The organism is Sorangium sp. So ce426 (genome assembly GCF_051475585.1).
In the GTDB taxonomy this organism is placed as follows: domain Bacteria; phylum Myxococcota_A; class Polyangia; order Polyangiales; family Polyangiaceae; genus Sorangium; species Sorangium cellulosum_B.
The window spans coordinates 7628802-7655578 of sequence record NZ_CP150341.1; the positions used below are offsets into that span (position 1 = coordinate 7628802).

14 protein-coding genes are annotated in these 26777 nt (G+C 71.0%); 6 read left to right on the forward strand and 8 right to left on the reverse strand.

All coding sequences use genetic code 11. From position 1 onward, the window contains the following. Positions 1 to 22: 22 nt before the first annotated feature. From WMF44_RS28300 to WMF44_RS28310, 3 genes are all read right to left on the reverse strand, one after another. Complete coding sequence (locus WMF44_RS28300) at positions 23 to 4045, reverse strand: RHS repeat-associated core domain-containing protein (protein ID WP_437293157.1); 4023 nt, start codon at positions 4043 to 4045, stop codon at positions 23 to 25. Between the two features lie 384 nt (positions 4046 to 4429). Then, positions 4430 to 5821, reverse strand: coding sequence for a hypothetical protein (locus tag WMF44_RS28305; protein ID WP_437293158.1), 1392 nt, complete (start codon positions 5819 to 5821; stop codon positions 4430 to 4432). A 112-nt stretch (positions 5822 to 5933) separates the two neighbouring features. Further along, a complete protein-coding gene (locus tag WMF44_RS28310; RefSeq protein ID WP_437293159.1) occupies positions 5934 to 8879 on the reverse strand; it encodes a DUF4215 domain-containing protein in 2946 nt (981 codons plus the stop codon). Between the two features lie 458 nt (positions 8880 to 9337). Between WMF44_RS28310 and WMF44_RS28315 the strand changes: the two genes are divergently transcribed. The 3 genes from WMF44_RS28315 to WMF44_RS28325 all read left to right on the forward strand — a co-directional run bounded on the left by WMF44_RS28315 (position 9338) and on the right by WMF44_RS28325 (position 18519). Continuing rightward, a complete protein-coding gene (locus tag WMF44_RS28315; protein ID WP_437293160.1) occupies positions 9338 to 14953 on the forward strand; it encodes a DNA repair ATPase in 5616 nt (1871 codons plus the stop codon). A gap of 308 nt (positions 14954 to 15261) precedes the next feature. Beyond that, the gene (locus WMF44_RS28320; protein WP_437293161.1) at positions 15262 to 16464 is read left to right on the forward strand and encodes an FIST signal transduction protein; all 1203 of its coding nucleotides are present in this window, start codon (positions 15262 to 15264) and stop codon (positions 16462 to 16464) included. An 849-nt stretch (positions 16465 to 17313) separates the two neighbouring features. Then, positions 17314 to 18519, forward strand: a complete 1206-nt coding sequence (locus WMF44_RS28325) for a hydroxymethylglutaryl-CoA reductase, degradative (protein ID WP_437293162.1) — start codon at positions 17314 to 17316, stop codon at positions 18517 to 18519. A gap of 68 nt (positions 18520 to 18587) precedes the next feature. Here the strand turns inward: WMF44_RS28325 and WMF44_RS28330 are convergent, their stop codons facing one another. The 4 genes from WMF44_RS28330 to WMF44_RS28345 form a co-directional block, all read right to left on the reverse strand. Further along, positions 18588 to 19895, reverse strand: coding sequence for a lanthionine synthetase LanC family protein (locus WMF44_RS28330; protein ID WP_437293163.1), 1308 nt, complete (start codon positions 19893 to 19895; stop codon positions 18588 to 18590). Next, a complete protein-coding gene (locus WMF44_RS28335) occupies positions 19892 to 20962 on the reverse strand; it encodes a T3SS effector HopA1 family protein (protein WP_437293164.1) in 1071 nt (356 codons plus the stop codon). The genes WMF44_RS28330 and WMF44_RS28335 overlap by 4 nt, the downstream gene beginning before the upstream one ends. After that, positions 20959 to 22086, reverse strand: a complete 1128-nt coding sequence (locus WMF44_RS28340) for a phosphotransferase (protein ID WP_437293165.1) — start codon at positions 22084 to 22086, stop codon at positions 20959 to 20961. Before WMF44_RS28340 ends, WMF44_RS28335 begins: the two co-directional genes overlap by 4 nt. Positions 22087 to 22264: 178 nt before the next feature. Further along, a complete protein-coding gene (locus WMF44_RS28345; RefSeq protein WP_437293166.1) occupies positions 22265 to 22645 on the reverse strand; it encodes a hypothetical protein in 381 nt (126 codons plus the stop codon). 191 nt (positions 22646 to 22836) lie between these two features. On the opposite strand from WMF44_RS28345, the gene WMF44_RS28350 reads away from it, so the two are divergent. The 3 genes from WMF44_RS28350 to WMF44_RS28360 are packed head-to-tail and all read left to right on the forward strand — an operon-like array spanning position 22837 to position 25711. Beyond that, a complete protein-coding gene (locus WMF44_RS28350; protein ID WP_437293167.1) occupies positions 22837 to 24180 on the forward strand; it encodes a hypothetical protein in 1344 nt (447 codons plus the stop codon). Then, the gene (locus WMF44_RS28355) at positions 24177 to 24707 is read left to right on the forward strand and encodes a hypothetical protein (protein ID WP_437293168.1); all 531 of its coding nucleotides are present in this window, start codon (positions 24177 to 24179) and stop codon (positions 24705 to 24707) included. The genes WMF44_RS28350 and WMF44_RS28355 overlap by 4 nt, the downstream gene beginning before the upstream one ends. Next, positions 24704 to 25711 carry an HTTM domain-containing protein gene (locus WMF44_RS28360; RefSeq protein WP_437293169.1) on the forward strand — a complete coding sequence of 336 codons (1008 nt, stop codon included), beginning with the start codon at positions 24704 to 24706 and terminating at the stop codon, positions 25709 to 25711. The genes WMF44_RS28355 and WMF44_RS28360 overlap by 4 nt, the downstream gene beginning before the upstream one ends. Here WMF44_RS28360 and WMF44_RS28365 read toward each other — a convergent pair. After that, positions 25708 to 26661 carry a hypothetical protein gene (locus tag WMF44_RS28365; RefSeq protein ID WP_437293170.1) on the reverse strand — a complete coding sequence of 318 codons (954 nt, stop codon included), beginning with the start codon at positions 26659 to 26661 and terminating at the stop codon, positions 25708 to 25710. The two genes, WMF44_RS28360 and WMF44_RS28365, sit on opposite strands and share 4 nt — an antisense overlap. Between the last annotated feature and the right edge of the window lie 116 nt (positions 26662 to 26777).

The window sequence follows — 26777 nt, forward strand, 5'->3', positions numbered from 1 at the left end:
CGCCGAGGGCGCGCTCAGCGGTTCAATGACGATGCCAGAATCCGCGCTCTTCGTCGTATGTCCAGGTGCCGAGCCCGCTGCGTCCGGGCGCCTGTCCTGGAGTCCCGCCGCGGTTGCGTGGATCGTTGAAGCTGGAGGCAGCACGGTTGCCGTGGTCGGAGAGGAAGCCACTCGTGGGTCTGGTGGTCCTTGTCTGAGTCCCACTGCGTTCCTGACTCCCGTACCCGGGCGCGATCACGCCGTTCGGCGGGTTCACCCCGGCAAGCGCGTAAAGGCGGGGGATCGTCTGTGAGCAATTGGGGCACGACGCGCGTGGGACTCCGGCCATGGATGAGGCGATGCCGTCGTTCTGGTTGATCTCACCCATCGCTCTTCGCAGGTGCTGCTTCCAGTCTGGATCACCTGGCCGGCACGATAGGCCGGTTCTGTTCTCCCAGTCCTCAAGATGGGCGCTCAGCGCCTGCGGCTCTGCGCAGTCCTGTGGCTGGACGTTCGCGTCGTGGCCGCGAGCGTTCGATGGGGGCAGCGCCGCCTGAACAGCAGGGTGGAGATCGCTCCGGCGCCGCCCACGGCTTGGTGCCGTTATCGTCGAGCCATCCGTCCGCGTGATGGTGCACTCCATCCGCGCCAGGCCGTTGAAATCGACCCAATCTATCGTGAAATTGTCAACATACGCATACGCCTTGAGCCCTCCCCCGATCCCGATCGGCTCCGGGCTCAGGTAAACGCCCGTCTCCGGGTCGTAGTACCTGTGCCAGTTGTAGTTGAGCCCCGTCTCCTCGTCGGCGTACTGCCCCGGAAACCGGAGCGACGTGATCCCCGCCTGCTCGACCGGCACGTCGCCGTACAGCCCGGTCTCGATCTCCGCCGCAACGCTCCCATCGCCCCCGACCATCGCCTCCGGAAACCCGTTCACCCCGTGTACGAAGTACCTGAGCGCCCTTGCGGCGCCGTCCCTCTGCGCGAGCGGCAGCGCGCTCTCCGGCAGCGTGACGTAGCTCCGCTCCTCCACGACGGGGGCCTCTCCGTGCGGCGCTCGCTCACAACGCTCGTACACCACGACATCGCCGCGCCAGGCATATCGGGTCACGCGCTCGGTCCTCCCGAGCCGCGCCACGCGCTTCTCGATCCTGCGGCCGAAGGCGTCATAAGCGAACGAGATCGCCCTCCCCTCCGGGGTCCGCGCCTCGATGAGCCGCCCGTCGCCGCTCCAGGCGTAGGTCCACACGCGCTCGCTCCGCACCTCGCCTTGGCCGTCCAGTTCGCTCACGCGCTTACGCACCACATCGCCGCGCTCGCTGTACTCGTACCGCACGGTCTCTTGTCCCGCGGTGCGCGCCGTCAACTGCCCCCCAGGCGCGTACGTCCGCTGCTCGCCGGCCCGCTCCATCTCTCCCGCCGCGGTGAAGCGGAACCGCTCAGCGATCTTGCCCCCCTTGCGCCGCTCGACGACGCGGCCGTTCGCATCGCGGAGCAGCTCTCCCACCTTGCCCCCGAGGTCCTCGTCAGCGCGGAGCAGCCCCGCAGGCGACCAGGCGTACGTCCTGCGCCACGTCTCACGCGACGGCAGCGGCCCGACCCAGGCGGGCTCCCCCGGACCGATGCGCGGCACCGTAGGCATGCCGAGCACGCGCTGCCGCTCCATCAACCCCTCCGCGTTGACCTCGGTCGCGATCGCGCCGCCGCCCGGCAAGAGCCGCTCGACCTCGAAGCCGCGCGCGTCGTAGGCGAGGCGCAGCGGCGCGCTCTCCTCGCCGATCTGTACGGCCACAGGCCGCCCTCTGACGTCGCGCTGCACGCTCATCTCGCCGCCCGGCCCGCGCACGGAGGTGGCCTTGCCCATGGCATCGTAGGTCCACGCGAACGCCGCGAGCACCTCGGCGCCCCGCCGCGTCACCTCGGTCGTCACCCGCCCCCGCCGGTCGTAGGTGTACTCGCACTCGATGTCGCCGCTGATCGCGCGCTCGATCCGGCCGAGCGGATCGTACTCGAACACGTCCGCGCGCCCGTCGGAGGTGCTCCGCTTCACGAGCCTGCCGAGTGGGTCATACTCGAGGTCGACGCTCTCGGAGCCACACTGCCTCCGGACGATCCTGCCCAGCATATCGAGCCTGTACCGGATCTCCCGCCCGTCGAAGGTCCGCTCGCCGGTGATGCGCCCCTCGGCGTCACGTTCGATCCTGTGCTCCTCGCCGGCCTCGTTGACGATGCGCACCAGGTCCTGCTCGCGGTCGTAGCGGTAGTGCACCTTGCTCCCGTCGGGCCGCACGAGCTCGGTGACGACGCGGAAGCCGCCCCAGCGCAGCGTGGTCGTGCGCCCGTCGGCGTCGCTGATCCTCGCCAGGTTGCCATCGACGTCGAAGTCGTAGCGCGTCACCGCGCCGCTCGGCCCGAACACGGCGGCGAGCCTGCCGCAGGCGTCGTAAGCGAAGCGGGTCTCGTGCCCGCGCTCGTCCACGAAACCCATCACCCGGCCGAGGAAGTCGTGGCGGATGCGCCGCTCGGCGCCGTCGGGCTCGACGACGCGGACGCGGTTCGCGAGCGCGTCGTACTCCATCCGCGTCTCACCGCCGTTCGGCAGGGTCGCGCCGATCAGCAGGCCGCGCGTGTCGTAGGCGAATCCGACGACGAACCCCATGTCGTCGTAGACGGCCACCACATCGCCGCGCGCGTCGCGATCGTAGCGCGCGGTGCCGCCGAGCGCGTCCGTCATGGCCGAGACGAGCCCGCGCGCGTCGTGCTCGTAGGCGGTCCTGTTCGCCGCCGGATCGACCTCCGCCAGCAGCCGCCCGTCGGCGTCGCGCTCCCAGCGGAAGACCTGCCCCAGGGCGTCCTGGTACCCGCACAGCGCACCGGTGTCGTCGTAGCCGAACATGTGCACGCCGCCGCCAGCACCCCAGACCATCCTGTCGAGCTTGCCGAAGGCGTTGCCGTCGATCCGCCGGATGGCGCGCGAGGTGACCACCTCCGTGAGCGCGCCGTCGTGGTGGTCGATCTTGACGTGCAGGAACCCCTTCGCCGGCGAACCGTCGCTCAAGGTCCCCCGCACGCCATCGTCGAGCGCGTCGTTGCCCTCGCGGTGACACCACGCCTCGAAGCAGCGCCTGTCCTTGTAGCGAAACTCCGCCACGAGACCGCCGGGCTCTTCCCGCCGCACCAGGCGATGGTCCTCGTCGTAGGCGAAGCGCTGCGCGCGCCCCGCGGCGTCCTCGGCCGCGACGAGGTCGCCGCGCGCGTCGAACGCGTACCGCCGCCGTGTCTCCCATCGACCGTGCGCGAAGGCATTCTTGACCTCGAAGGCGGCGATGCGCCCGTCAACGTGCCGCCGCACGCGCACGAGGCGGCCCACGCTGTCGATGACCTGGGCGAGGCGGCCGTCGTCGTAGGCGAGCGCGATGGCGTTGTCGTGCAGGTCGACGATCCGGCTCAGCAGCCAGCGGCTGCCCCGCGGCTCCGCGAATAGGTACGCCAGGCCTTCCGCCGCGAGAGCGTAGCCCCACGCGTACCGCGTCAGCACCCCGCACGGCAGCCGCGCCGATTCGCCCTGATCGAGCTTCCGCGGCAACTCCGTCGCCGCCGCGTGCGGCTCCAGCACCCGCAGGCCGCGGCGCCGCTCCTCGATCTGCCACGCGAGCGAGTGCGTCCAGCCGAAGCCTAGGCCGCAGTCCTCCTCGACGAGCGCGGAGCTGTAGCTGCGCTTGATCTCGAGGGGGATCGGGCCAGGCAGCGCGAGGTCGACGACCGCCACCGTGGTGACGCGCCCAGTGATCGGGTCGACCGGATCGCCCGCGTGCGTGCCGCCGCCGCTGCCATGCGTGGGGTTGGGGCAGCCGCCGCCGCTGCCCGGCCCGCAGCTGCCAGCGTCCTTGCCGCCGCCACGCGCGCCGTTGCCGCCGTTCTTCCCATCGCCGCCCTGGCCGTCTCCGCGGCCGTTTCCGCCGCGACCGTTGCCGCCTCCGCCGCTTCCGCCGCCGCCGAGGATGAAGACGCCGGGGTTCATGCCGGGGATCACCGCCGCATTCGGAAACGGGGCCGTTCGCGCCATGCGGGCATGCTCGGCGATGGGAGTGCCGAGCACAACCCGCGTGCAGCTCCTCCACGTGCTCGACCGCGCCGCGACGACGCGGCGGCGGCCCCGCGAGGCGCGTCCCCCCACGCGGCGCTGCATGCCGGCGCGCGTCCCCCCACGCGGCGCTGCATGCCGGCGCGCGTCCCCCCACGCGGCGCTGCATGCCGGCGCGCGTCCCCCCACGCGGCGCTGCATGCCGGCGCGCGTCCCCCCACGCGGCGCTGCATGCCGGCGCGCGTCGCCGACGGCCTCGCTCGGGATCCGCGAGAGCTCCCCCGAGCCGACAGCGCTCCCGACCGCCTCGACAGCAAACTTCTCGCCAGCCGCTACCGATCTCCCGATGTCATCGAGCCATGACCGCTACTGGTTCCTCGTCACGTGGATCACGGCGGCGAGGCACATCTCGTCGAGGGTGCTCTCGCCGAGGTGCACGTCCACCGGGGCGGGGAGGTGCTGCTCCTTGAGCGCCTTCGCGAGGAATGGATTGCTGTTCGAGTTGTCGTACGTGCAGCGCATCGTCAGCAGATCGCCGCCGCGGAGGCGCGGGAGCTGCTCGATGGGAGCGTCGTAGTAGAACCCGCGCTGCCACGAGAAGTCCCACCTCGGCGTCTGCACCAGGCACTGCTCCGCAGGCGCGCCGGCGGCCCCCTCCTCGCGCGCGAGGGTGACCTTCATGTCCGTGCCGACATAGTGCATGTGCGTGCCGGCGCCGTAGAGGTACGTCTCCGAGAGAGACACCGCGGCGGGCAGCCTGAACTGCATGGTCTCGACATGATCCTTCGCGCCAGCGGGGATCAGGAACTCCACGCCATCCGCGTCGTTCGGCCCGGGGAGGAGGCCGCGCCCCTGCGCGAAGGGAGACTCGAAGTTGCCGATCAGCGCGATGCCCATGAGCCACTCCGGCACGCCCTCGGTGAAGCGCAGCTGGAGGCGCGTCGCGTCGGGCTCGGCGGTCGTCCCGGCCGGGTGATAGTGGACCTGCATCACCAGCCGCGCGCCCGCCGGGAGCTCGGCGCCGATGTTCGGCTCGAGCTCGATGGGGACGCCCCCCGGCGCCCACGCGGCGACGAGCTCGCCCGAGAACCCGGGGCCGCCAAAGCAGTCGTATCCGCCGTGCTCATCCACGAGCGCGTCGGTCGCGCCCTCCTTGTCGAGGAACACGAGCGCGTGGTGCACGACCTTGCTGTTGCCCGGTATGAGGTGCACGCCGTTGATGTACCGCGTCTCCGTGAGCCCAGGATCCATCACGAAACACCGGAACTGGTCGGCGTCGCCGCTCGCGACGAACGGCTCCTTCGGCGCGACCTCCAGCTCGACGCCGGGCAGCCCCGGCGCCCCGGCCACGAACGGGGGCGGCGCGTCCGCCGGATCCCCCTCGGGAGCGCCCGAGGCGGCCCACGCCTCGAGGACCGCTATCTCCTCCTCCTTCAACCGGAGATCGTCCTTCCAGCCGTGAGGAGGCTGGCACTCGTCCGTCTCCATCGCACCCCACGGCGGCATCGTGCGCTCCCGCGCCGAGCGCGCGAGCAGGCTGGCCACGCCGCGCGCGGAGTCGTACGCCGTCAGGCTGAACGGGGCGATGTTGCCGGGAGAATGGCAGCTCATGCAGCGCTTCTGCAGCAGCGGCTCGACGTCTCGATGGAACGTCGGAGACGCCGCCGTGGAGCCCGGCGCTCCCTCGCCGGAGCACCCGAGGAGGAACCCCAGAACGAGCGCGAGCAATGTGAGCGCGCCAGATGTCGACTTTCGCATGGTCTCCCTCTTCGATGGCCCGCGTGTTCGCGTGTCCTGAGCCGTCGAGAGGGCAGCGCGGCGGCCCCAGGCGAGCCGCCGCGCTCCCGTCGCCGTCAGGGCTCGCGCGGGATCAGTGGACCTCGTTGTGACACGTGGCGCTGCAGTCGTCGCCGCTCGCGGTGTTTCCGTCGTCGCACTCCTCGAACGCCGCCTGCCGCACGCCGTCGCCGCAGTGCGGGCCGAACACGCAGCCCGGCGCGCACTCGCCGTAGCCGCCGTCGTTCTCTCCGTCGTCGCACTGCTCGGGCGGCGCCTGGGTCACGCCGTCGCCGCAGCGCGGGCCGTACACGCAGCCAGGAGCGCACTCGCCGTAGCCGCCGTCGTTCTCGCCGTCGTCGCACTCCTCGCCGAGCTCCCGCTGCACGCTCCCGTCGCCGCAGACGGCGCCGATCCGGCAACCGAGGCAGCCCATGCTGCCGTCGTTCACGCCGTCGTCGCACTCCTCGCCCCACGCGTCCTGGGTGACCCCGTCGCCGCACTTCGCCGCGTCGCCGCACTCCGCCGTGCACCCGCCGTAGCGGCCGTCGTTCACGCCGTCGTCGCACGTCTCGTCGGGCTCCTGGACGACCGCGTCGCCGCACCGCGGCCCGATCAGGCACTCCGCCGTGCACCCGCCGTAGCGGCCGTCGTTCATGCCGTCGTCGCACTCCTCGCCGAACTGGCTGTCGATCTCCTCGTCCCCGCAGCGGGGAGCCGCCACGCAGCCCGGCGCGCAGGCCTCGGAGCCGTAGCCGCCCAGGTTGGTGCCGTCGTCGCAGATCTCGTACGGCGAGGTCGTCGCCCCGTCGCCGCAGTAGAGCCCCAGCGTGCAGCTCGTCGAGCATTTCCCGTACCCCGGGCCGTTCTCGTCCGCGTCGTCGCACTGCTCGTCGGGCGTGACGATGCCGTCGCCGCACACGGGCTCGCAGACGGACGAGGCCGCGTTGAAGCCGCCGAGCGTCAGCTTGTAGCTCGACGCCGTGGTGTGGCGCTCCGCCTGGAACACGACGACCTCGTAGACGCGCCCCACCGTGAGGCCGAGGTCATCCATGAGCACCGTCCCGCGATCGTCCTCGACGCCTGCGACCTCGCCGGTCCCCATCGGGGTGTGGATGCCTCCGAGGTCGATGCGGAGCCGGTTGTTGATGAACACCCAGACGTCGTCGTCGCCGTAGAAATCGAGCCGCTCCCCGCCGTGGTACTCGAACCAGGTGCGGACCTCGCTCGTGAAGTAGAAGTTGTGGTTGCCCGCCACGGCCCAGTCGTTGAACGGATCGCGGGCCTCGCGGCTCGCCTCGCGCTCCGCCGCCGGCACCGACGCGGCCTGCCAGCCCTTGTTGTCGAGCGGGAAGAACAGGTGATCCTCGAAGAGGAACACGTCCGACGTCCCGACCCGCTGGAGCGGGAGCCAGTCCACGACCGTCTTCGAGAGGGACGAGTTGTTGTACCAGCGGTTGAAATCCGTGGCGTTCGTGAGGAAGGCGTTCGGCCGCGCCGCGGCGAACTGGGGCTTGTTGTCGGCGCCCAGCAGGGGCTGCACGATGCCCGTGACGATGGCGTCCGGCGGGTTGGAGTCAGGCTCGAAGTTCGGCGCGTCGTGCTTGAAGTCGCGGTACACGATCGGCACGCGGAGCTCGTCGCCCAGGGTCGAATCGTTCCTGCAGCTGTATCCCGGCTCGATCGTGCACGCGCTCGAGCAGCCGTCGCCGCTCCTCGTGTTGCCGTCGTCGCACGCCTCGTCGCCGAGGCGCAGGCCGTCGCCGCAGGCCGACGTGCACCCGCTGTCGCCGCAGTCCGGCTCGACCTGGCAGAACGGCGTGCAGCCGTCGCCGAGGTTGGCATTGCCGTCGTCACAGGGCTCCGAGCCCTCCCTCTTCCCGTCGTTGCAGACGGTATCGCGGCAGGTGTAGCCGCCGGGCGCCGGCTGGCACACGAGGCCAGGCTCCCACTTGCAGGTGGCGTCGCACCCGTCGCCATTCTTCGTGTCGCCGTCGTCGCAGTCCTCGCCCACGACGACGCGCCCGTCACCGCAGACCGCCGTGCAGCGGCTCCCCGCGCGCGCGCAGTCGAACCCGGCCTCGAGGCCGCAGGTCGACGAGCAACCGTCGCCCGAGACCGTGTTGCGGTCGTCGCACGCCTCGCCCACGCCGATCTGGCCGTCGCCGCACACGACCGTGAACGTGCAGTGCACGCCGTCCGGGCATGTCCAGCCGGCCTCCACCAGGCAGCTCGGCGAGCAGCCGTCGCCCGGCTCGGTGTTGCCGTCGTCGCACCGCTCGGTCGGCCGCAGGCGGCCGTCGCCGCAGCGCTCGACCGGCTTGCAAGGTTGCCCGGGGACAGGGCACGTGATGCTGCCGGGGTCCTCCAGCGCGCAGACCTCGGAGCACCCGTCTCCGGACACCGCGTTCCCGTCGTCGCAGTTCTCCGCGCCCGAGACGCGCCCGTCGCCGCACGCGTGGAGCCGGGCGCACGGCTCCCCCGGCGTCAGGCAGACCCAGTCGCCCGGCTCCCGCTGGCAGCGATCGTCGCAGCCGTCGCCCGAGGCGGTGTTGCCGTCCTCGCAGCTCTCGCCGGGCTCCACCGCCCCGTTGCCGCACGCGATCGTCGTGTGACAGAGCTCCCCGGGCTCGCAGACGCAGTACGGCTCCACCTTGCAGGCGCCAGAGCAGCAGTCCCCGGGGAGGCTGTTCCCGTCGTCGCACGCCTCGCTCGCCTGGTTGATCTCGCCGTCGCCGCACGCCGGCTCCACCGCGTCGCACTCCGGCGGAGGATCCGGCGATTCGCAGGGATCGCCCCCGGCGCCCCCGTTCCCGCCCGATCCGACCGTCATGAACCCGCCGAAACTTCCGCTGCTGTCCTCGCCGCCGGTGCCTGAAGCCCCGGCGCCGCCCGCACCGCCCTCGCCGCCCACGCCGCTGCCCGTGCCGCCCTCGCCGCCGCCACCCTCGCCGCCGCCACCGCAGGCGACGAGCGGACCGGCGAGCATGACGAGGAGCACGGAAGTAAGTCTCTTTCCCAAGCCCATCGACGCCACCATCCCAACTTGCTTCAGAAGGTCGTCACGCTGTCCAAGCCACGCCGCGAGGCGCCTCGAGCGACGAGGTGCGTCGCTGGAGGCGGAGTGAGCGCGCGTCGCACAGGCGCGCGCTCACATCGACATGTGGGTCGCCCTCGTTCCCGCCCATCGCAACGCAGCCACCCGCGTGGAGCAAGCGGATTTCAAGGTATAGCGGGTTCCCGACGCGCCGCCCGCCGGGACGCGACGGAATCTGCGGGCAGTGCGGCGGCGCGGCGGCGTGACGGCACGACGGCGGCGACGCTCGGGCTTGACATCCCTGGAAGACGTCCCGGCGCCGCCTTGCGCCCCGCCCGCCGCGCGGTCGCCATCTCGCCCCCCCGGACGCGGCGAACGGCTGTAACCTGGCCGCGGGCAGGCCGAGGCCCGCGCGGATTCGACGCGGGGGCGGGCCTTTCGGCTGACCACACGGAGCATGCATGGTGTCGACAGGGGCCTTGGACGGCGCGGCCCGAGCGGCGGGGGCGTCCCCGCCGCAGGCGGCGGAGCCGCTGGATGGGGGCAATTACGAGGTCATCCGGCGGCGGCTCGTCGAGCGCGCCGAGGAGCTCGCCCGCCGCGCCGAGGCGCTCAACGCGCGGCGAAAAGAGGTGTTCGGCGGCACGGACCTCGCGCTCCTCGAGAACGCCCGCGTCAGGACCGAGAACAACTGCGTGCCGCGCGACATCGTGAGCATCCGGGGCAAGCTGCTCGTCGGCTACCTCGTGTTCATGGGGCTGAAGGAGGTCAACGTCGGCGACGTCTTCAGCCTCCACCGCTTCGCGAAGGACGGCGGCGCGTTCGACCTGACCCACGTGCCGCTCGACGAGGGCGAGGCGTTCCTCGGCGACCCCGGCTTCGTCAAGGAGTTCAAGGACCTCCACCGCTACGTCAAGGAGCCCCGGCTGCTCCAGCTGCGGCGCAGCGGCGACACGCGGCTGCTCGCCATCTTCCAGGTCGGCGCGACCGAGCGCGACACCAAGGTGTTCCGGTGGAGCATCGACGCGACCGGGCGCATCCGGTACCTCGACGCGCGCGGCGACGAGGACAACGTCCGGCCGCGCGCCCACGACTTCGCCTGGACCCAGGCCACCCGCGACGACCACGTGCAGGGCAAGCACCCGCACGTCGCGATCCTCGGCGAGATCTTCGTCGAGACGGTCGGCGGCGATCTCACGGTCAAGGTCGAGAACAACACGACCACGGGGCTCGGCATCTACCGCGAGCCGGTCGACGACGCGGGCCAGGCGCTCGACGACGCCGACATCCAGTACGCCCGGCTCGGGCCGCTCATCCTGCTCAAGATCAAGCCGTTCCGGGAGCCCTCGTACCGCTACCTCGTCTACAACGGCCGCACCCGGAAGGTCACGCGCATCGACGCGATCGGCCTCGCCTGCCTGAGCCTCCCCGAGGACCAGGGCATCGTCTTCCCGAACGGCTACTACCTCATCACCGGGGAGACGAAGCGCTTCGAGGGCAGCACCGAGAGCCTCGTCTTCGAGCGGGTCATCCGCTCTCCGAACGGGGAAGACGTGCTCTACGTGTTCCACCAGGTCGTGGACGGGCGGTACGTGCTCTTCCCCTACAACCTGATCCGCAAGGAGATCGCGACGCCGATCCAGTGCCACGGGTACAGCCTGTTCGACGACGGCAAGATGGTGATCTTCCGGGCGTCGAGCGACGAGGCGACCCGCGTGCACCCGATGCAGATCTGGCAGACGCCGTTCATGACCGCGGAGTTCGCGGCGTCGGCGCCGACCGACGGCTCGTACCTCGCGAAGGTGGGCAACGCCGACCTCGTCCGGGGGATCTCCGACGCGCTCAGCATGCGGCGCGCGGCGCTGGACGGGTCGCCGACCCGGCAGACGTACGAGGATCTCATCAGGACCGCCGGGCGGATGGCCGACGCCTACTACTGGCTCGGCCACGCCGAGGCGGGCGATCTCCTGTCCGTCGTGAACGAGCTCCGGGGCGTCTCCGAGAGCATCGTCGACGAGTTCGAGAAGGTCGAGGGCATCAAGGCGCGCGCCGCGGCCGCGCTCGCCGAGGCCGAGGCGGCGCAGCGGCAGCTGCTCTCCGGGGTGCGGCCCGAGGACGCGGCGAGCGTCGACGCGTTCCTGAAGGCCCTGACCGCGCTGCGGCGGCAGCGGGGGCACCTCATCACGCTCCGCGAGCTCAAGTACATGGACCTCGGCCGCGTCGACGCGCTCGAGGCCGAGATCGTCGCGCGCGCCGACGAGGTGAGCCAGGCGTGCGTGACGTTCCTCCTCGGCGAGCAGGCGTTCCGCCCGCTGGCCGACCGGCTCGCGGGCCTCATCGCGAAGATCGAGGCTGTCGCGAAGTCGCCCGAGCTCGCGCCGTTCGCCGCGGATCTCGACGCCGTGAACGAGGGGCTCTCGGTCCTCGCCGAGATCGTGGCGAGCCTCAAGGTCGACGACCCCACGGCGCGGACCCGGATCCTGGAGGGGATCAGCGAGGTCTACGCGCAGCTGAACCGCGCGCGCGCGACGCTGAGCGCCCGCGGCAAGGACCTGCGGGGCGCGGAGGGGCGCGCCGAGTTCGGCGCGCAGTTCAAGGTGTTCGGCCAGAGCGTCTCGAGCGCGATCGCGGTGTGCGACACGCCCGAGCGCTGCGACGCCGAGCTGTCGAAGCTGCTCGTCCAGCTCGAGGAGCTCGAGGGGAAGTTCGGCGAGTTCGACGAGTTTCTGGGCGAGCTCGCGGCCAAGCGCGAGGAGGTGAACGACGCGATCGCGGCGCGCAGGCAGGCGCTGCTCGACGAGCGGCAGCGGCGCGTCTCGAACCTCGTCGCCGCGGCGGACCGGATCGTCCAGGGGGTGGCGCGGCGGGCGCGCACCTTCGCGGGCGTGGACGAGCTCAACACGTACTTCGCGTCCGACGCGATGGTCGCGAAGCTCCGCGATCTCGCGGCCGATCTCCACGCGCTCGGCGACAGCGTGAAGGGGGACGAGGTCGAGGCGCGGCTCAAGTCGGCGCGGCAGGACGCGCTCCGGGCGCTGCGCGACCGCGAGGACCTGTTCGAGGGCGGCGGCGACGTCATCAAGCTCGGCCGCCACCGCTTCAACGTGAGCACGCAGGCCCTGGAGCTCACGCTGGTCCCGCGCGGCGACGGGCTCGCGCTGCACCTCACCGGGACCGACTTCTTCGAGCCGATCGAGGACCCGGCGCTCGAGAGCGCGCGCGATCTCTGGGGCCAGGAGCTCGCGAGCGAGACCCCCGAGGTCTACCGGGGCGAGCTCCTCGCGGGCTCGATGCTCGCGGACGCGGAGGCGGGGCGGGGCGGGCTGTGCGGACTGTCGATCGAGCGGCTGCGCGAGGCGTCGCTCGGCCCGGGCGGGCTGCTCGGCGCGGTGCGCGCGTACGCGGAGGGCCGGCACGACGAGGGCTACGAGCGCGGCGTCCACGACGCGGACGCCGCGCTGATCCTGGAGAAGCTGCTCGCGCTGCGGTCCACGGCGGGGCTGCTGCGCTTCGGGAGCGCGCCGCGGGCCCTCGCCTGCCTGACCTGGGCGGGGCTCGACGCGCGCGCCCGGGACCTCGCGCACCGGCGGTCGCGGAGCCTCGGCCGGCTCGCCGCGCAGCTCGGCGAGGGCGAGGCGCGGGCGGCGCTCGCGGCCGAGCTCGCGCAGGGCGTGGCCGCGGCGGCGGCGGCGCACAGGCTCGAGGCGAGCGCGGCGGACGTGCGCGTGGCGGCGCGGTACCTCGTGGAGGAGCTGGCGGCGGAGCGCCCCCGGTTCGTGACGAGCGACGCGGCGCTCGATCTGCGCGACGCGCTGCTCGCGCGCCTCGACCTCGAGGGGGGCCGCGCGGCGTTCGAGGAGGACCTGCGGCAGCTCGAGAAGCACCCGGCCGAGCGGCTGGAGCTCGCGCTGGCGTGGCTGCGCGGGTTCGCTTCGAAACACGCGGCGCAAGCCCACCTCGCGCTGGAAGCGGCGGTGATCGTCGTGACGGAGCGGCACATCGAGCGGGAGCCGAGCGGGGCCGTCACCGAGGCCCGCGTCGAGGGGCTGCTCGGGCAGCACCCGCGCATCAAGGAGCGCGCGCTCGCGCTCCGGCTCGACGAATTCCTGAGCAGGATCGAGGACTTCCTGCACGAGCGGGCGCCGCGCTACCGCGCTTACAGGAAGGTGAGGAGCGAGATCGCGGAGCGGGAGCGGAAGCGGCTGCGCCTCGAGGAGTTCGCGCCGCGGGTGCTCACGTCGTTCGTGCGCAACCGGCTCATCGACGAGGTCTACCTGCCCCTCGTCGGCGCGAACCTGGCGAAGCAGCTCGGCGCCGCGGGCGACGTGAAGCGCACCGACCTGATGGGCATGCTGCTGCTCATCTCGCCGCCGGGCTACGGCAAGACGACGCTGATGGAGTACGTCGCGAGCAAGCTCGGCCTCGTGTTCATGAAGGTGAACGGGCCGTCGCTCGGCCACGAGGTGACGTCGCTCGACCCGGCCGAGGCCCCGAACGCGACGGCGCGCCAGGAGGTCGAGAAGATCAACCTGGCGTTCGAGATGGGCAACAACGTGATGCTGTACCTGGACGACATCCAGCACACGAACACGGAGCTGCTCCAGAAGTTCATCTCGCTCTGCGACGGGCAGCGCCGGATCGAGGGCGTGTGGCGGGGCCGGACGAGGACGTACGACCTGCGCGGCAAGAAGTTCTGCGTGGTGATGGCGGGCAACCCGTACACGGAGTCGGGCGCGCGGTTCCAGATCCCCGACATGCTGTCGAACCGGGCCGACACGTACAACCTCGGCGACATCCTCGACGGCAAGGAGGCGCTGTTCGCGCTGAGCTACCTGGAGAACGCGCTCACGTCGAACCCGACGCTCGCGCCGCTCTCCGGGCGCGCGCCGGGCGACACGCACAAGCTCATCCGCATGGCGCAGGGCGAGGCCATCGCCGCGACGGAGCTCGAGCACGCCTACTCCGCCGCGGAGGTCTCGGAGATGGTCGCGGTGTTCGAGCGGCTCTTCCGGGTGCAGAAGGTGCTCCTGTCCGTGAACCTCGAGTACATCCGGAGCGCGTCGCAGGACGACGCCTTCCGGACGGAGCCGCCGTTCAAGCTGCAGGGCAGCTACCGGAACATGAACAAGCTGGCCGAGAAGGTCGTGGCGGCGCACACGCCCGAGGAGGTCGACCGGCTCATCGACGATCACTACGTGAGCGAGTCGCAGACGCTGACGACGGGCGCCGAGCAGAACCTCCTCAAGCTCGCCGAGCTGCGCGGCCGGATGACGCCGGAGCAGGCGGCGCGGTGGGACGACATCAAGAAGGGCTTTTTGCGGATCAAGCGCATGGGCGGCAAGGAGGACGACCCGGTCGTGCGCGTGACCGGCACGCTGTCGATGCTGGGCGAGCAGCTGGAGGGCATCCGCGGGGCGATCGGGAAGGCGGCCGCGGTGGCGCAGGCGGGGGACGCGCGGGCGCGGGAGATGAAGCAGTGGCTCGCGCCCGAGATGGAGCGGCTCTCCGCGGCGCTCAAGGGGGCGGCGCAGCCGCGGGTCGACGTGAAGGTCGAGACGGATCGCTCGGTGTCGGAGTTCGTGGGGCACCACCTGTCGCTGGTGGAGCGGCTCGTGGCGCCGCTCGCGAAGGCGACGACGCAGAGCGCGTTCGGCATCCGGGCGATCGAGGCGCAGATCTCGGAGCTCGCGCAGGGGCTCCGGTCGCTCGAGGAGAAGGTCCGCGCGGCGGCGCGCCCGCAGAGCCAGCCGCCGCCGCCGCGCTTCGAGGCGCGGGTCGGGGCGGCGTCGCCGGCGAACTTCTACCGGACGGCGCCCGCGGCCGACGTCGTCGATCACGGCGGCATCTTCGTGCCGACCTTCCGGCCGCCGCCGGCGCGCGGGACGACGGTGGCGCTCAGGATCCCGTTCGCGGAGGGCGGCGAGATCGACGCGGTGGGGGTGGTCGAATGGACGCGCGAGGCAGAGGAGGAGGGCCCGCCTGGGTTCGGGGCGCGCTTCGTGCGGCTCTCGGGCGAGCAGCGGGAGCTCGTGGAGGGGTTCGTGCGGCAGCGGGAGCCGATGCTGCTCGGCATGTGAGCGCGCTCGCAGAGGCGGCGCTCGCACGCTCTGCTGTCGACGCCGCGCGACGCCGCGCTCGCGCGCGAGGCGCAGCATCGCGCGGTGCTCCGGCGCGGAGGTATGCGGCCCGAGCACAGCATCCGAGCTGAGCCGATGCTGCCCGTTCTCGTCACCCGAGCGAGCGGCCGCGCGCGGCGGCGGCCCTCCTCCATGAGGAGTAGAGCGGCCTCCCTCGTGCGTGATATCACCGTCATGACGCGGTTCGTCGGCGATGGCCTGGATCCGAAGCCCGCGCTCCGGCGCCGGGCACGCAGGAGCTTCAGCGCATGAAGATGATGACCCTCGGACCCTTTGACGGGAACGCGTGGCTGCTCGGCCGGAAGATCGAGCGAACGGTCGCGGAGTGGAAGGAGCCCGCGCGGCTCGCGATCGTGGCCATGCCGAGCGGGACGAAGCACGAGGAGTACCTCGCCGCGGTCGAGGATGCGACGGGCGTTCCGGTGGTCGGAGCCACCACCGGCGGGGTGTCGTTCACGGAGCGCGGCTTCAGCAGGAGCGGGGTGACGTGCGCCTTCCTCGGGGGAGCGAACGTCGAGGTGGCGTGCACGGCGGCGCGCGAGCTGCGCTCGGATCACGGCAAGAGCATCAGGGCGGCGCTGAGCGACATGGACGAGGCCGTCTCGAGCGGCAGCGGGCGGAGCGGGGCGACGAGCTCGATCCTGGTGCTGGCGGACGCGTTCGCGTGCGACGGCGACGATCTGGTGGCCGCGCTCCGCCAGGGCGTGCCGCCGCACACGCGCGTCTTCGGCGGGACGGCGGGCGACGGGTGGACGTTCGAGGGGGCGCGGGTGTTCCTCGGCCGCAAGGTGCTGACGGACGCGGCGGTCCTCGTGCGGCTCACGCACCGGCAGCGGGTGAACATCGACGTGGTGCACGGGTTCCGCGCGGCCGAGGGCGGGCGGGATTTCACGATCACGGACATCGAGCGGAACGTGCTCAGGACGCTGGACGGGCAGCCTGCGGCGCGTGTGTACGAGGAGGAGCTCTCGCGGCTCGGCTTCCGGTCGAGCGGCGAGGGGCTCCTCCAGACGATGGCGAAGCACGCGCTCGGGGCGAAGACGCCGTTCGGCGAGTCGCTGAAGATCAGGTCGCCGATCGCGATCCGCGGGGACGGCGCGGTGGTGCTGACCGGGGGGCTGGCGCGCGGGCAGGTGGTGCGCGTCGTGAACGCGGCGACCGACGCGGTGCTCCAGGCGGCGAAGAGCCTGTCGACCAAGGTGCTGGGGCCGCTGCCCGGGGTGGCCGGTTCGCTTGTGTTCGACTGCGCGGCGCGGTTCCGGATGCTGGGCGAGCGGTACCGCGAGGAAGTGCGGGCGTTCCTCTCGCCGAACGCGGCGTCGAACCCGATGTTCGGAATGGCGTGTTACGGGCAGATCGCGAAGTTCGGGGGGAGCGTCGAGGGGTTCTACAACACGAGCGCGGTCATGGTGGCGTGGGGGGAGTCGGACCAGGCGGCTGCTGGCGGGTGAGCTTTGCTGGGCGGCCTGGCGCCTCCGGCCCATCGCGCGGACGAGGATGCCACCATGTTCGCGCCGGGACCCATCGCGTCCTCGCCGTGCTCGGCATGCGCCTGCGCGCAGTTGCGCGTGGCTCCGGGCGCGACGTGGCCCTCTGTTGCGCGCGGCGGCGTCGCGGACGCGCGGGCGATGGGCAGACGGATACCGCCTTCGGGGCTCCAACTGCGAGCGTTCGGTCACGCGGCCTTCCTTGCCGCGGAGCAACGCTGGCGACGGGTCTCGGGCGGCTTCGAGCTTCCGATCGCGTTCGGCCCTGACCGACTTGGCGCCGACGGCCAGCATGTCATGCAGCGTGATGTACCTGATGGCGCTGTGCAGCCGCACGTCGTGATCGTGATCGACGGAGCGCCCTGCGGTATGACGTGCCTCGTCGAGCGACGACGGCGGCGTGACGCGGTTTGCATCGCGCTTCCGCCGGTCCAGCCACCACACAAGCTCTATTTTTCTCGGCTTCGTGTACTCCTCGGAGATCTCGGCGGCCACCGTGTCCTCCTTGGCCAGCTTCGCTTCGACCTGGGCGATGCAGGCCTGCAGCTTTTGCGGTCCCGACCAGCAGGAAGCTTTCCATGCCTCGCGCGTCGAACCGCTCGCCGGACAGCGCTCCGGCCTTTCGATGGAAGCGCCGAGCAATAGGCATCCGAAGGATGCTCGCCTCTGGCGCAGATCGTTTTGCCGTTCTCCGCGTGATCCGCGATGCTGGCGAGTGCCGATTCGCGCCGGGGCGGGCCGTCCGGTTGACGCTCGACGGCCGGAACACCACATATTCCCATGCGAAATCGGCTTCGCCGAAGGGCCTTCTCTATGGGATCGAAGACGTCCTGTATTCCCGGCTTCCGCGATCTTGACATCGCCTCCCGCCGCCGCCTTCTCGCGACGTTTTGCGCCATCGATGAGGGCGAGCTCGACGAGGTGCTCGGCGGCGCCGCCCTTGATGTCGCTGCAGCCGACAGGATGGTCGAGAACGCCATAGGCGCCCTGGCGCTGCCCTTCGGCGTGGCGCTGAACCTCCAGGTGAACGGCGCCGACTACCTGGTGCCCATGGCTATCGAGGAGCCCAGCGTAATCGCAGCGGTCTCGCACGGGAGCAAGCGGGCCCGGGCCGGCGGCGGCTTCCGCGCGAGCGCCGACGAGCCGCTCATGATCGCGCAGATCGAAGCGCACGAGGTGCACGATCCCGTCGCGGCATCGCGGCGCATCCGCGAAGCCGAAGGCGAGCTCGTCGAGCTGGCGAACGCGGCGATCCCAGGGGTCAGGGCGCGGGGCGGCGGAGCGCGCCGCGTCGACGTGCGCGACCTAGGCGAGGGCTTTGTCGTAGCGGACGTGCTGGTCCATGTGTGCGACATCATGGGGGCCAATGTGCTCAACACCGTGGCCGAAGCGCTCGGACCGCGGATCGGGGAGCTCGCGGGCGGCGCGCTGGGCCTGCGGATCCTCTCGAACTACTGCGAGCGGCGCCTCGTGCACGTGACGACGCGGATCCCGGTCGAATCCTTCGGCTGCGCGCGCACGAGTGGGCGAGATGCGGCGCTCGGGGTCGCGAGCGCGTCGCGGTTCGCAGAGCTCGATCCGCACCGCGCGGTGACGCACAACAAGGGCATCATGAACGGCGTCGACGCCGTGGCGCTCGCGACCGGCAACGACTTCCGCGCCGTGGAGGCCGCGGCGCACGCATACGCCGCGCGAACCGGGCAGTACAGACCGCTCGCCACCTGGCAGCTCGCCGACGGGGGGGAGACGCTCGCGGGGACGCTGTCGATGCCGATGTCGCTCGGAACCGTGGGCGGCGCGCTCCGGGTGCACCGGGGCGCGCAGATCGCCCTGCGGCTGCTCAATGTCCGGTCGGCCGCCGAACTCGCGATGGTGGCGGCGGCGATCGGACTGGCGTCGAACCTGGCCGCCCTGAGAGCGCTGTCGACCGAGGGGATCCAGCGCGGCCATATGACGCTGCACCGCCGAGCGCTCGCGACACCACTCGAGTCCGGCGATGTGCCCATGCCATCCGAGTGACGCGCTGAAGGCGCGCCCTCCGGGGGCACTCCCCCGTACCTCTCCCTTGATTACCGGCGCCGATATGCTCAGCGAACCTGACGACGGGCGACGTCAGAAGGCATGATGCAGAGGATCGGCGGCACGTCCTCCGTCGCTTGGAGGCGCAGCAGGTGGTGGCCGATGCCCGCCGCCCCGATCAGGAGGGTGGGGTTGGGGCCTCCGGCCGGGGCGCCGGAGGGCCAGCTCCAAGCCGACTCATGGCGGGAGGCGAGCGCCTCAGCAGCGCTGCGGGCGATCAACCGATATCGCTCCTCGTCGAGCGCCTCTCCGGCGATCAGGGCGACCTCGCACAGCCCCGTGAGCCCGTGACAGAGCGTCGCGTCGTGCCGGTGCATGCCGAGGCGCTGCTCGATGGCGGCGACGGTGGCCTCCAGGCCGACGCGCGCCATGGCGGCGTGCGCGTCGGCGCGCTCGCGATCCAGGCGCATCGCGCGGAGGCGCGCCAGTGCTATCCCAGGCGCTCCGTGGCACCAGGCGCTCTGGAAGACGTTGCCGCCGGGGCTGGCCGATGGTCGTGAGCGGACGTCTTGCCAATTCTTCTGGGTGGGATCGAACAGGAGATCTTCGTAAGCGAAGGCGCCGCGGGCCATCGCGAGGAATTCGGCATCGCCCAGCGCGCCGTAGAGCTCGAGGAGCGCGAGCGCCATGCCGGATGCTCCGTGGGACAGCCCCGTCAGCGGCCGGGAAGCGGACATCCCGCTGGCCTCCTGGGCATCCCACCAGCAGGTAGACCCCTCTCGCGCGACCGTCGCACAGAGCTCGCGGCCGCACGCGTGCGCCAGCTCGAGGCACCATTGCCTGCCGGACGTGTCGGCGAGCGCCAGCAATGCAGGGATCGCCCCGGCGTTGCCTCCCATGACGTCCAGCAGGTGGGGTGTCGAGCAAGCAGCATTGATCAACTCGAGCATCCGGTCGATCTCTCCGCCTAGGTGCGCGCTCGGAGAGATCTGCTCGAGCCGGTGGGCCGCGTAGGCGACGCCCAGTTGTCCGGAGAAGAAGGAGAGCGGGGAGGCGCGATCCGCGAGCCCTGCGTCAAAATGTTCGATGGCCTGCCGGAGGGCCCCGAGCGCCGTGCGCTCGAAGACGACGTCTCCCGTGAGCAAGAACAACTCGGCGAGGAAGAGGGCAATCCCCGCGGTGCCCGCGTACACGTGATCGCCGATCACTGCCGTGGCCACGGCTGCGGGGCCCGCGCCGGCATCTTCCACGTCGGTGCGACCCATCCACGTGCACCGGGTGCGCCCCTCGTCCCAGAACGCCACGTCGCAGAGCTCCCGGCCAATCTGCGTCGCCCGGTGTAAGAAGACGCTCCCCTCCTCAATGCGCACGCTCATGATGTCCGTCCCTCCCTCCTCTTCGACCTGAGAGTCGCTCCGGGGGAGCGGCGCAGGGCGCCCCTCGGATGCAGCGGGGCATAGGCGCCCGTCGAGCCCCCGGCGAGGAAGGGGTGTGACGGGTGGATCCCCGCGTCGCGGCAGGCCGCCGCGAGCGCCGCGAGGCGGGCGTCGCGATCCGTGGCCCCGCGCACGTAGGCGGAGAACAGCGACCGTGCCGCGAGCATGCACCTCGACTGCCCGAAGCTCATTCCGTCGTGCGGGTCCTCGGCGAGGCCAAGCCCCGGCGCCAGGGGCTTCGTGAACATGGGCTCGCACGGTCTGAGCCCCGAGCGTATCGCTCGATAGATGTTGCGGATCTCCCCGAGGGCCTGAGGAAAGTCCCTGCGCTCCAGGTAGAGCACGCCAGCGTCGGCCCGCAGGTAGCGATCGGGGTGCGTGAGCACCTTAGTGCGGAAAGGGATCTTGATCGCGCTCAGCCCGTTCGTGGCGAGCATGATGTACTCCGCTGCCACCTCCGCCGTGAGATGCCAGTAGATGCGCAGGAGCGGCGCCGGCGCCCCGGGCCGGTACCCCTCGTTTCCGCCGCCTAGCGCCAGGTAGAAGCCGGGGAGCCTGCCGCGCATCTCCTTTCCGACCCAAACGCGGCACGCCGCGTCCGGTCGAAGCTCGCCCTCCTCGACGCGCAGCCTATGGGGGCGCACCCAGAAGGTGACCTGATCCTTGGTCGCCGCGATACGTCCGTCGCGCTCGATCGACCGGACCGTCCAGCCATGCTCCCAGACGCCCTGCGCGCAGTTGGCGGCGGAGAGCGCCGCCACGTGCTCGCGCTCCCTCACCGCGTCGAACGTCGATGGCTCCCGCCCTGCAGGGCGCGTGTAGAGCCGGGTATAAAGGTCGGCCGCGAGAGCGGCGGGAAGCGCCGCCCCTCCCTCGTCGCGCGGCGCATTCGGCGGGACGTCCCTGAGCTCCCCCAACAGCCAGTACTGCTCCGGAGAGCAGATATCTACCGCCTCGGCGACGGACACCAGATCACGATGGCATTCGTCCTCGAATGACTTGGTCATGACGACTCCCACGACAGGCCATAGAGGCAAGCCGCTCCAGCCTCAGGATGGTCGAGGAGGTTCTTGCCTATCTGCAGCAGCAGGACGGACATGGGGAGCAGCGCATGAGACCTCTGGACCATCTCGCAGGCGGACTGGATCAGCCGCGCAGCTGACAGCCGCGCCGCGCGGTCCAGCAGCGCGCACGCCTCGCTCTCCGGCAGCGACGCGCCAGCGTGGTACCCCTGCCACACGGCGCGCGCGGCGGACTGGATCTTCGCGAGGGGTGCGCCAGCGGCGGCGGCGCTCCGCCCGGGGGCGTCCGGCGGGGGCGCTGGCATTGTCGAGATCCAGAAGAGCACGAGATCGTGCAGCGCGCTGCCGACGTCCCACGCCGGATCCCCGAGCTGGACGAGCTCCCAGTCGACCAGGCGCACCTCGGGCGGCCCGGCCGCGGCTCCGTACGGTGCCGGGAGCACGAGGATGTTGTCGGATTTGACGTCGCCGTGAATCACGGTCTCCGGCGACCACTGCTCGCGCAGCCGATCCAGGGCCGCGCACAACGCCTCCTGCTGCTGGAGGATCTCGATCGTCTTGTGGCCCGCCGGGCTGAGGTCTCCGAGCAGATCGAGCTCGGGTCGGTGGACGGCGAGCACCCAGGGCGGCTCCGAGCGGAGCCACCGCAGCCGCGGATTCTGGTCAGGACCTGGCAGGCGGAAGGCGCGGTGCACGACCGCGAGGGCGTGCCCGACCGACCAGGACGCCGCGACCGAGGTGCTCTCCAGATCGTCCGCGTGGTGCTGGATCCATAGCGGCCGCACGCCTTCGAGCAGCTCGAGTGCCAGCAGCGAGCGCTCGGGATCAAAATGGCAGAGCCGCGGCAGCAGCGCTCGAACGGAGCGGGCGCCTGGTTCTGCATGACAGTACGAGTAGAAGGCCGCCTCTCGGAGGAGCGTTTGCCGCCCGCCGGCGACAGCATCGTCGGACTGCTTGATCAGATAGCCGATGCCGTCTTTTCTGGTGACGCGCAGGTTGTAGTTGCGCCTGAGGGTGCTCGTTATTGTCAGGCGCCCGTCGAGGACCGAGCGCAAGTCGACGAGGTGACAACGGATGAGGTGGGGAGTGATGGCATCGATGTTGAGCATGATTCTTGCCGGAGGCGCGTTACCGGATGTCTGCGCTCGTCGTTCGATCTCTCCATGCCTGCGGGCAAGGGCGCCCGCGATGTCGCTTCACAGGAGCGCACCTCCCTCGACCGGCCCGTCCGCCACGGGCCGCAAGCGCTCCTCCTGCAGCGCAATCAGCTCGCGGCCTGAGGCGCCGTCAGCTCGCGGCGCCGTCGAGGCCAGGCTCCACGCGGCCTGCGGCGTGCTCCGCGTCGCCCGGCGCGACGACGTCGTCCGGCGCGCGGCTAGCGAACGAGCAGCCGGCGGTCCAGATCGTCCCGCAGCAGGCCTGCAGAACGTCCTGCGGCGCGCGGCTAGCGAACGAGCAGCCGGCGGTCCAGATCGTCCCACAGCAGGCCTGCAGGACGTCGCCAGAGGTGTCCGGCGCGATGCCCGAGGGCACCATGAGGTGCTCGCGGGCGATATCCCCCTCAAGGAGCCAGGCCGCGTCCACGTCCGTCGCCGCATCGAGCGACGCCATCATAGAGCAGCCCGGCGCGCTGCTCTGGAGGTTTGTCGTGATTGTGTTGTTTGACATGGTTGTCTCCCCATTCGCAGATGTGGCCCAGTTCGACGGTTCGAATCTCAGGAGTGCAATGGGCCTTCGGCGTTCCCATCGCTACTCTCGATTACCGAACAGACTGAGCAAGGGGAGTGCCATGGGTCGACCGCCACAAACCGCTACACTGTCACTGTACCACCATTGAAATATCTTTCGTCCTTGGGTCGTTGAACGATGAAATCGAATTCTCGCGACCGTCGCAGCCATGCTTGACATGCGTGCGTCGTGCATCAGGAGTGATGGTGAGGCATCGCGGCGGAGAGCCGCTGCTCCGCCAGCGATTGCCGCGTGGCGCGGCCGCTGCCCGCGCGCTGGACCGGGCCGGCCGCGCCGCGGGAGGCTCTGCAGCAGGAGCGAGGTGGAGCATGTCATTGCTGGAACTTATGCATCGCGCCGAATCGCACGTGGCGACCTCTCTGATGCGGCCATCGGCATGGGCTCCGCTCCGGAAACTCGCGTCTCGGCTGCCGGCGCAGATGACCCGCGATTTCATCTTCGAGTACGGGTTGCAGGGGCCATCCGGGTCTGCCGATCTATCCATCAGCATCCTCAGAGGCTCTCCCGGTGAGCGAGCCCTCGCAGGCCTCGAACCGCAGGAATCCATCGATCCGGATCTGCTGAATCACCCCGTCTGGCGGCTCACGCGCTTGTTCGGGTCCCGCTGGTCGGATCCCTCCTTGCCGATCCACGCCGCCATCGCGGCCATCTGGCTCGAGTTCGACGCCGATGGACACGATGGCTTGTCTCCGCCCGCCGTTCACGTCGTACCCGCGACCCGCTTGGCACCAGCCGATGCCTGGCCGCGCCAGGCATCGGCTGAGGAGGCGTACCAGGCCGCCGCGCTTGCGGCGGAGTCGGTGCTCGGCGCGCCGCTCGCGCCGCTGCGCGCCCGCGCTCTCCTGGATCTCCTGACCGGCCTGCCGCCTCCCGCGCAGCCGTTTTCCATCGGATACCTGACGTCGCGCAACCGCGGCGGCATGCGGGTTGCGGTAGACCAACTCCCGCTGGAGGGCACGCTCGACGTGCTAGGCGATGTGGGATGGTCGGGACCGATCGACGCCGCCGGCCGGATCGTCCGGGATCTCGGGTCTCTGGTCGAGAGGATCGATCTCCAGTTCTACGTGGAGGACGCACTCCTGCCCTTCCTGGGCCTCGAGCTCCATTGCCCGATGCTCGAGTTCGGTTCGACCACGATGTCGAGACTGCTCGACGCCCTCGTCGGGGGGCGGCTATGCACGCCCGGGAAGCGCGCGGCTCTCCTCAGCTGGTGCGGCTGGGAGCGTGCTTCGGCGGAGGGTGTCACGCCGTCACTGATCCTCCGGGACGTCAGCCATATCAAGCTCACCCTCAGCCCCGATTCCGCCGTGACGACGAAGGGATATCTCTGGATGGGGTCCCGTCCCGCGGGCGGACCGCCCGCCGATCCGCTGCTCCCGCCGGGGTCGCCGGAGGTCGAACGGGCCGCGGAGGCGGGCGCTCCTGGAGGAGGTCGAGCAGGAGGACCGCGATGAGCCGGAGCGGCGCCGTGCTCGCGCCTGCTGCCGCGCTTGGGCACCTTGGCCTGGTCATCCTGGGCGCGCTTTTCGTCTATCCGCGAGGCGATGGCCGCTTGACACGCGCGCTCTCGTACTACGGTGCGATCTCCGGTGCCGACCTCGCCTACACCTTCTTCGCTCCCAACGTCGACGCAGCGCCTTGGGCGACTTTTCAGATAATGTACCCCGGCGGGGCGAGTGCCAGCGATACCCTCGGACCGGCGAATGGCCACGAGGAGGAGATCCGGATACGTAGTGTCGTCTCTACCTTCTTCCGGCAGCCGACCTCGCGGAGCGCGCTCGTCGCCTCCTGGGCAGACGAGATGCTGTCGCGGCACCCGGGAGCAGAGAGCGTCGTCGTCCGGCTGGAGGCATGCGCCCTCCCCTCGATGCGGGAGTACCGCGCAGGACGGCGACCTCGGTGGAATGTTCGCTACGAGGGCAGGATCACGAGCACACCATCGTCGCGGGCTCCCCGGGGCGACGGCGCAGGTGCGCCATGACAGGGGAGTCCATGGGCATCCCCGGCGTGTTACGCGCGGCGGGCACCCTGCGCAGCTGGCTCGCCTCGGGCCCACTCGCGCGATTCGCCCTGGCCCCCGCCTCGGCGGCGCCGCTCGCCGCTCTCCGGATCGGGATCGCGGCTGTGCTCCTGCTCCAGGCGACGCTCACCGCGCCCGCGCTCTCGTTGCTCGGCGTGCGATCCGGAGCTCTCCGGGCGCTGCCGCGCGACATTCTCATCGAACCCGGTCTGTCCTGCGTCGCCTGGTTCGTGGATCTCACTTCCCAGCGCGGCGTCGACGCCCGCGCCGCCGTCACGACCACCGGCGCGATCTACGTACTTTCCCTGGTCGCGCTGCTCCTGGGATGGCGGACGAGAACAGCAGCGCTTGCGGCGTGGCTCGCCCATCTGGCGCTGATGACGATCGCGTCGACCGCCACCTACGGGGCGGACTACATGGCCAACGTCTTTCTGTTCTACCTCGTCTGGATGCCTTCGGGAGCGGCGCTCTCCCTGGATCGCCGGCTCGGGCGGACTTCGAGCGAGCCGACTGTCGTGGCCCGCCTCGGGCTGCGCGTCGTGCAGTTGCACCTCTGTACGGTCTATCTCACGAGCGGGCTCGGGAAGGCGTCAGGCGCGTCGTGGTGGAACGGCGAGGCCATCTGGCGGGCGCTAATGCTTCCGGAATACCGCCAGCTCGACTTCTCGTGGTTGGCGCGCCACGCGTGGCTCGCGGCCTTCCTCGGCTGGGCGGTGCTCGCGATCGAGGTGGGCTATGCGTTCCTGATCTGGCCGCGGCGCACGCGGCTCCTGTGGGTCATCGCTACGGCGGCGCTGCACATTGGCATCGCTGTGTTCATGGGCCTCCTCGTGTTCGGCGCGCTCATGACCGTCCCGACGATCGCCCTCTTCGCCGTCCCGTGCGAGCCGCGCAGCACCACGGAGAAAGCTCCGGGTCCGATCGCGCCCGTCGCGCGCCGGCGCCTGGTGCTCGGACGCGCTTAAGCAGGCGCGAGCACCGCGTTCGGGAAGCGCGCGACGTCGCGCTCGTAATGGAGCACCTTGTAGCCGCCGAGGGTGGCCTCTTCGTGGAGCTCGGCCGCGCTCACGCAGTGCGCGAAGATCCCAGCTCGCCAGACCGTCCCCCGCTCGACCGGCGGCCAGGCGAGGAGCGATTGCCGAAGCAGGCCATGGGTGAAGGCCTGAAGGGGCGTGGCATGTTGCGAGGTCGCGTGGGCGGCAGCGCCGCTGCGCTCACTAGGGTCGTCGACGACCCGCTCTAGGCTCCAGAAGCTGAGCAACACCGGCCCGCGAGGGCACGCCCGGCGGAAGGCGCGCAGCGCGGCGAGGCGGGCGTCCCGCTGGACGACGTGCGTCCACATGCCCCACCCCGTGAGGATACCGTCGTAGCCGCCGGCGCCGCGCTCCATCCACGATTCCAGGCTCTCGCAGGTCACCGAAGCCCCCTCGTGCGCACGGCCCTGCTCCGCGAGCGCGCGCCGCGCAGCTTCGGCGAGAATCGGGACCGGCTCGATTGCGTCGACGGAGTAGCCGCGCTCGACGAGGTCGAGCAACTCGCGCCCGGCCCCGGCGCCGGGGACGAACAGCCGCGCGGGCGGCGGCGCGAAGTAGGCATCGAGCGCTCGCACCTCGAACGGGAACAGGCCTGCCCGCTGCTGCCCCGGCTGGGAATAGTGAGAGGCCGCCGCTGCGTAGTGTTCGTCGCTGGCGACCCGCTCGAAGCCGGGCGGAAACAGCGCAAGCGCGATCTCGGAGAGTCCCTGCTCGATCTGCCGCACGTGCCGATGGACGGCCGCGAGGCCGCGGTGCAGATGTCGTACGAACACGTGGGTGTTCAACCATCGAAAGTCGATATCGTCAAGCGTGTCGCGGGTCGACTCGAATGAACGTCTCCGCCCCAATGACGCCCTGAAATGCGCATCGACCGACAGCACCGCAGGCGTTCGCTGGGGCGTGCGCGATGCCAGCCGAGGGACGATAGACGCCCTCGACGTTCACGAAGGTGCGATGACGTTGCACGGCCGTTCGTGGCACGCGCCATGTCTGCACC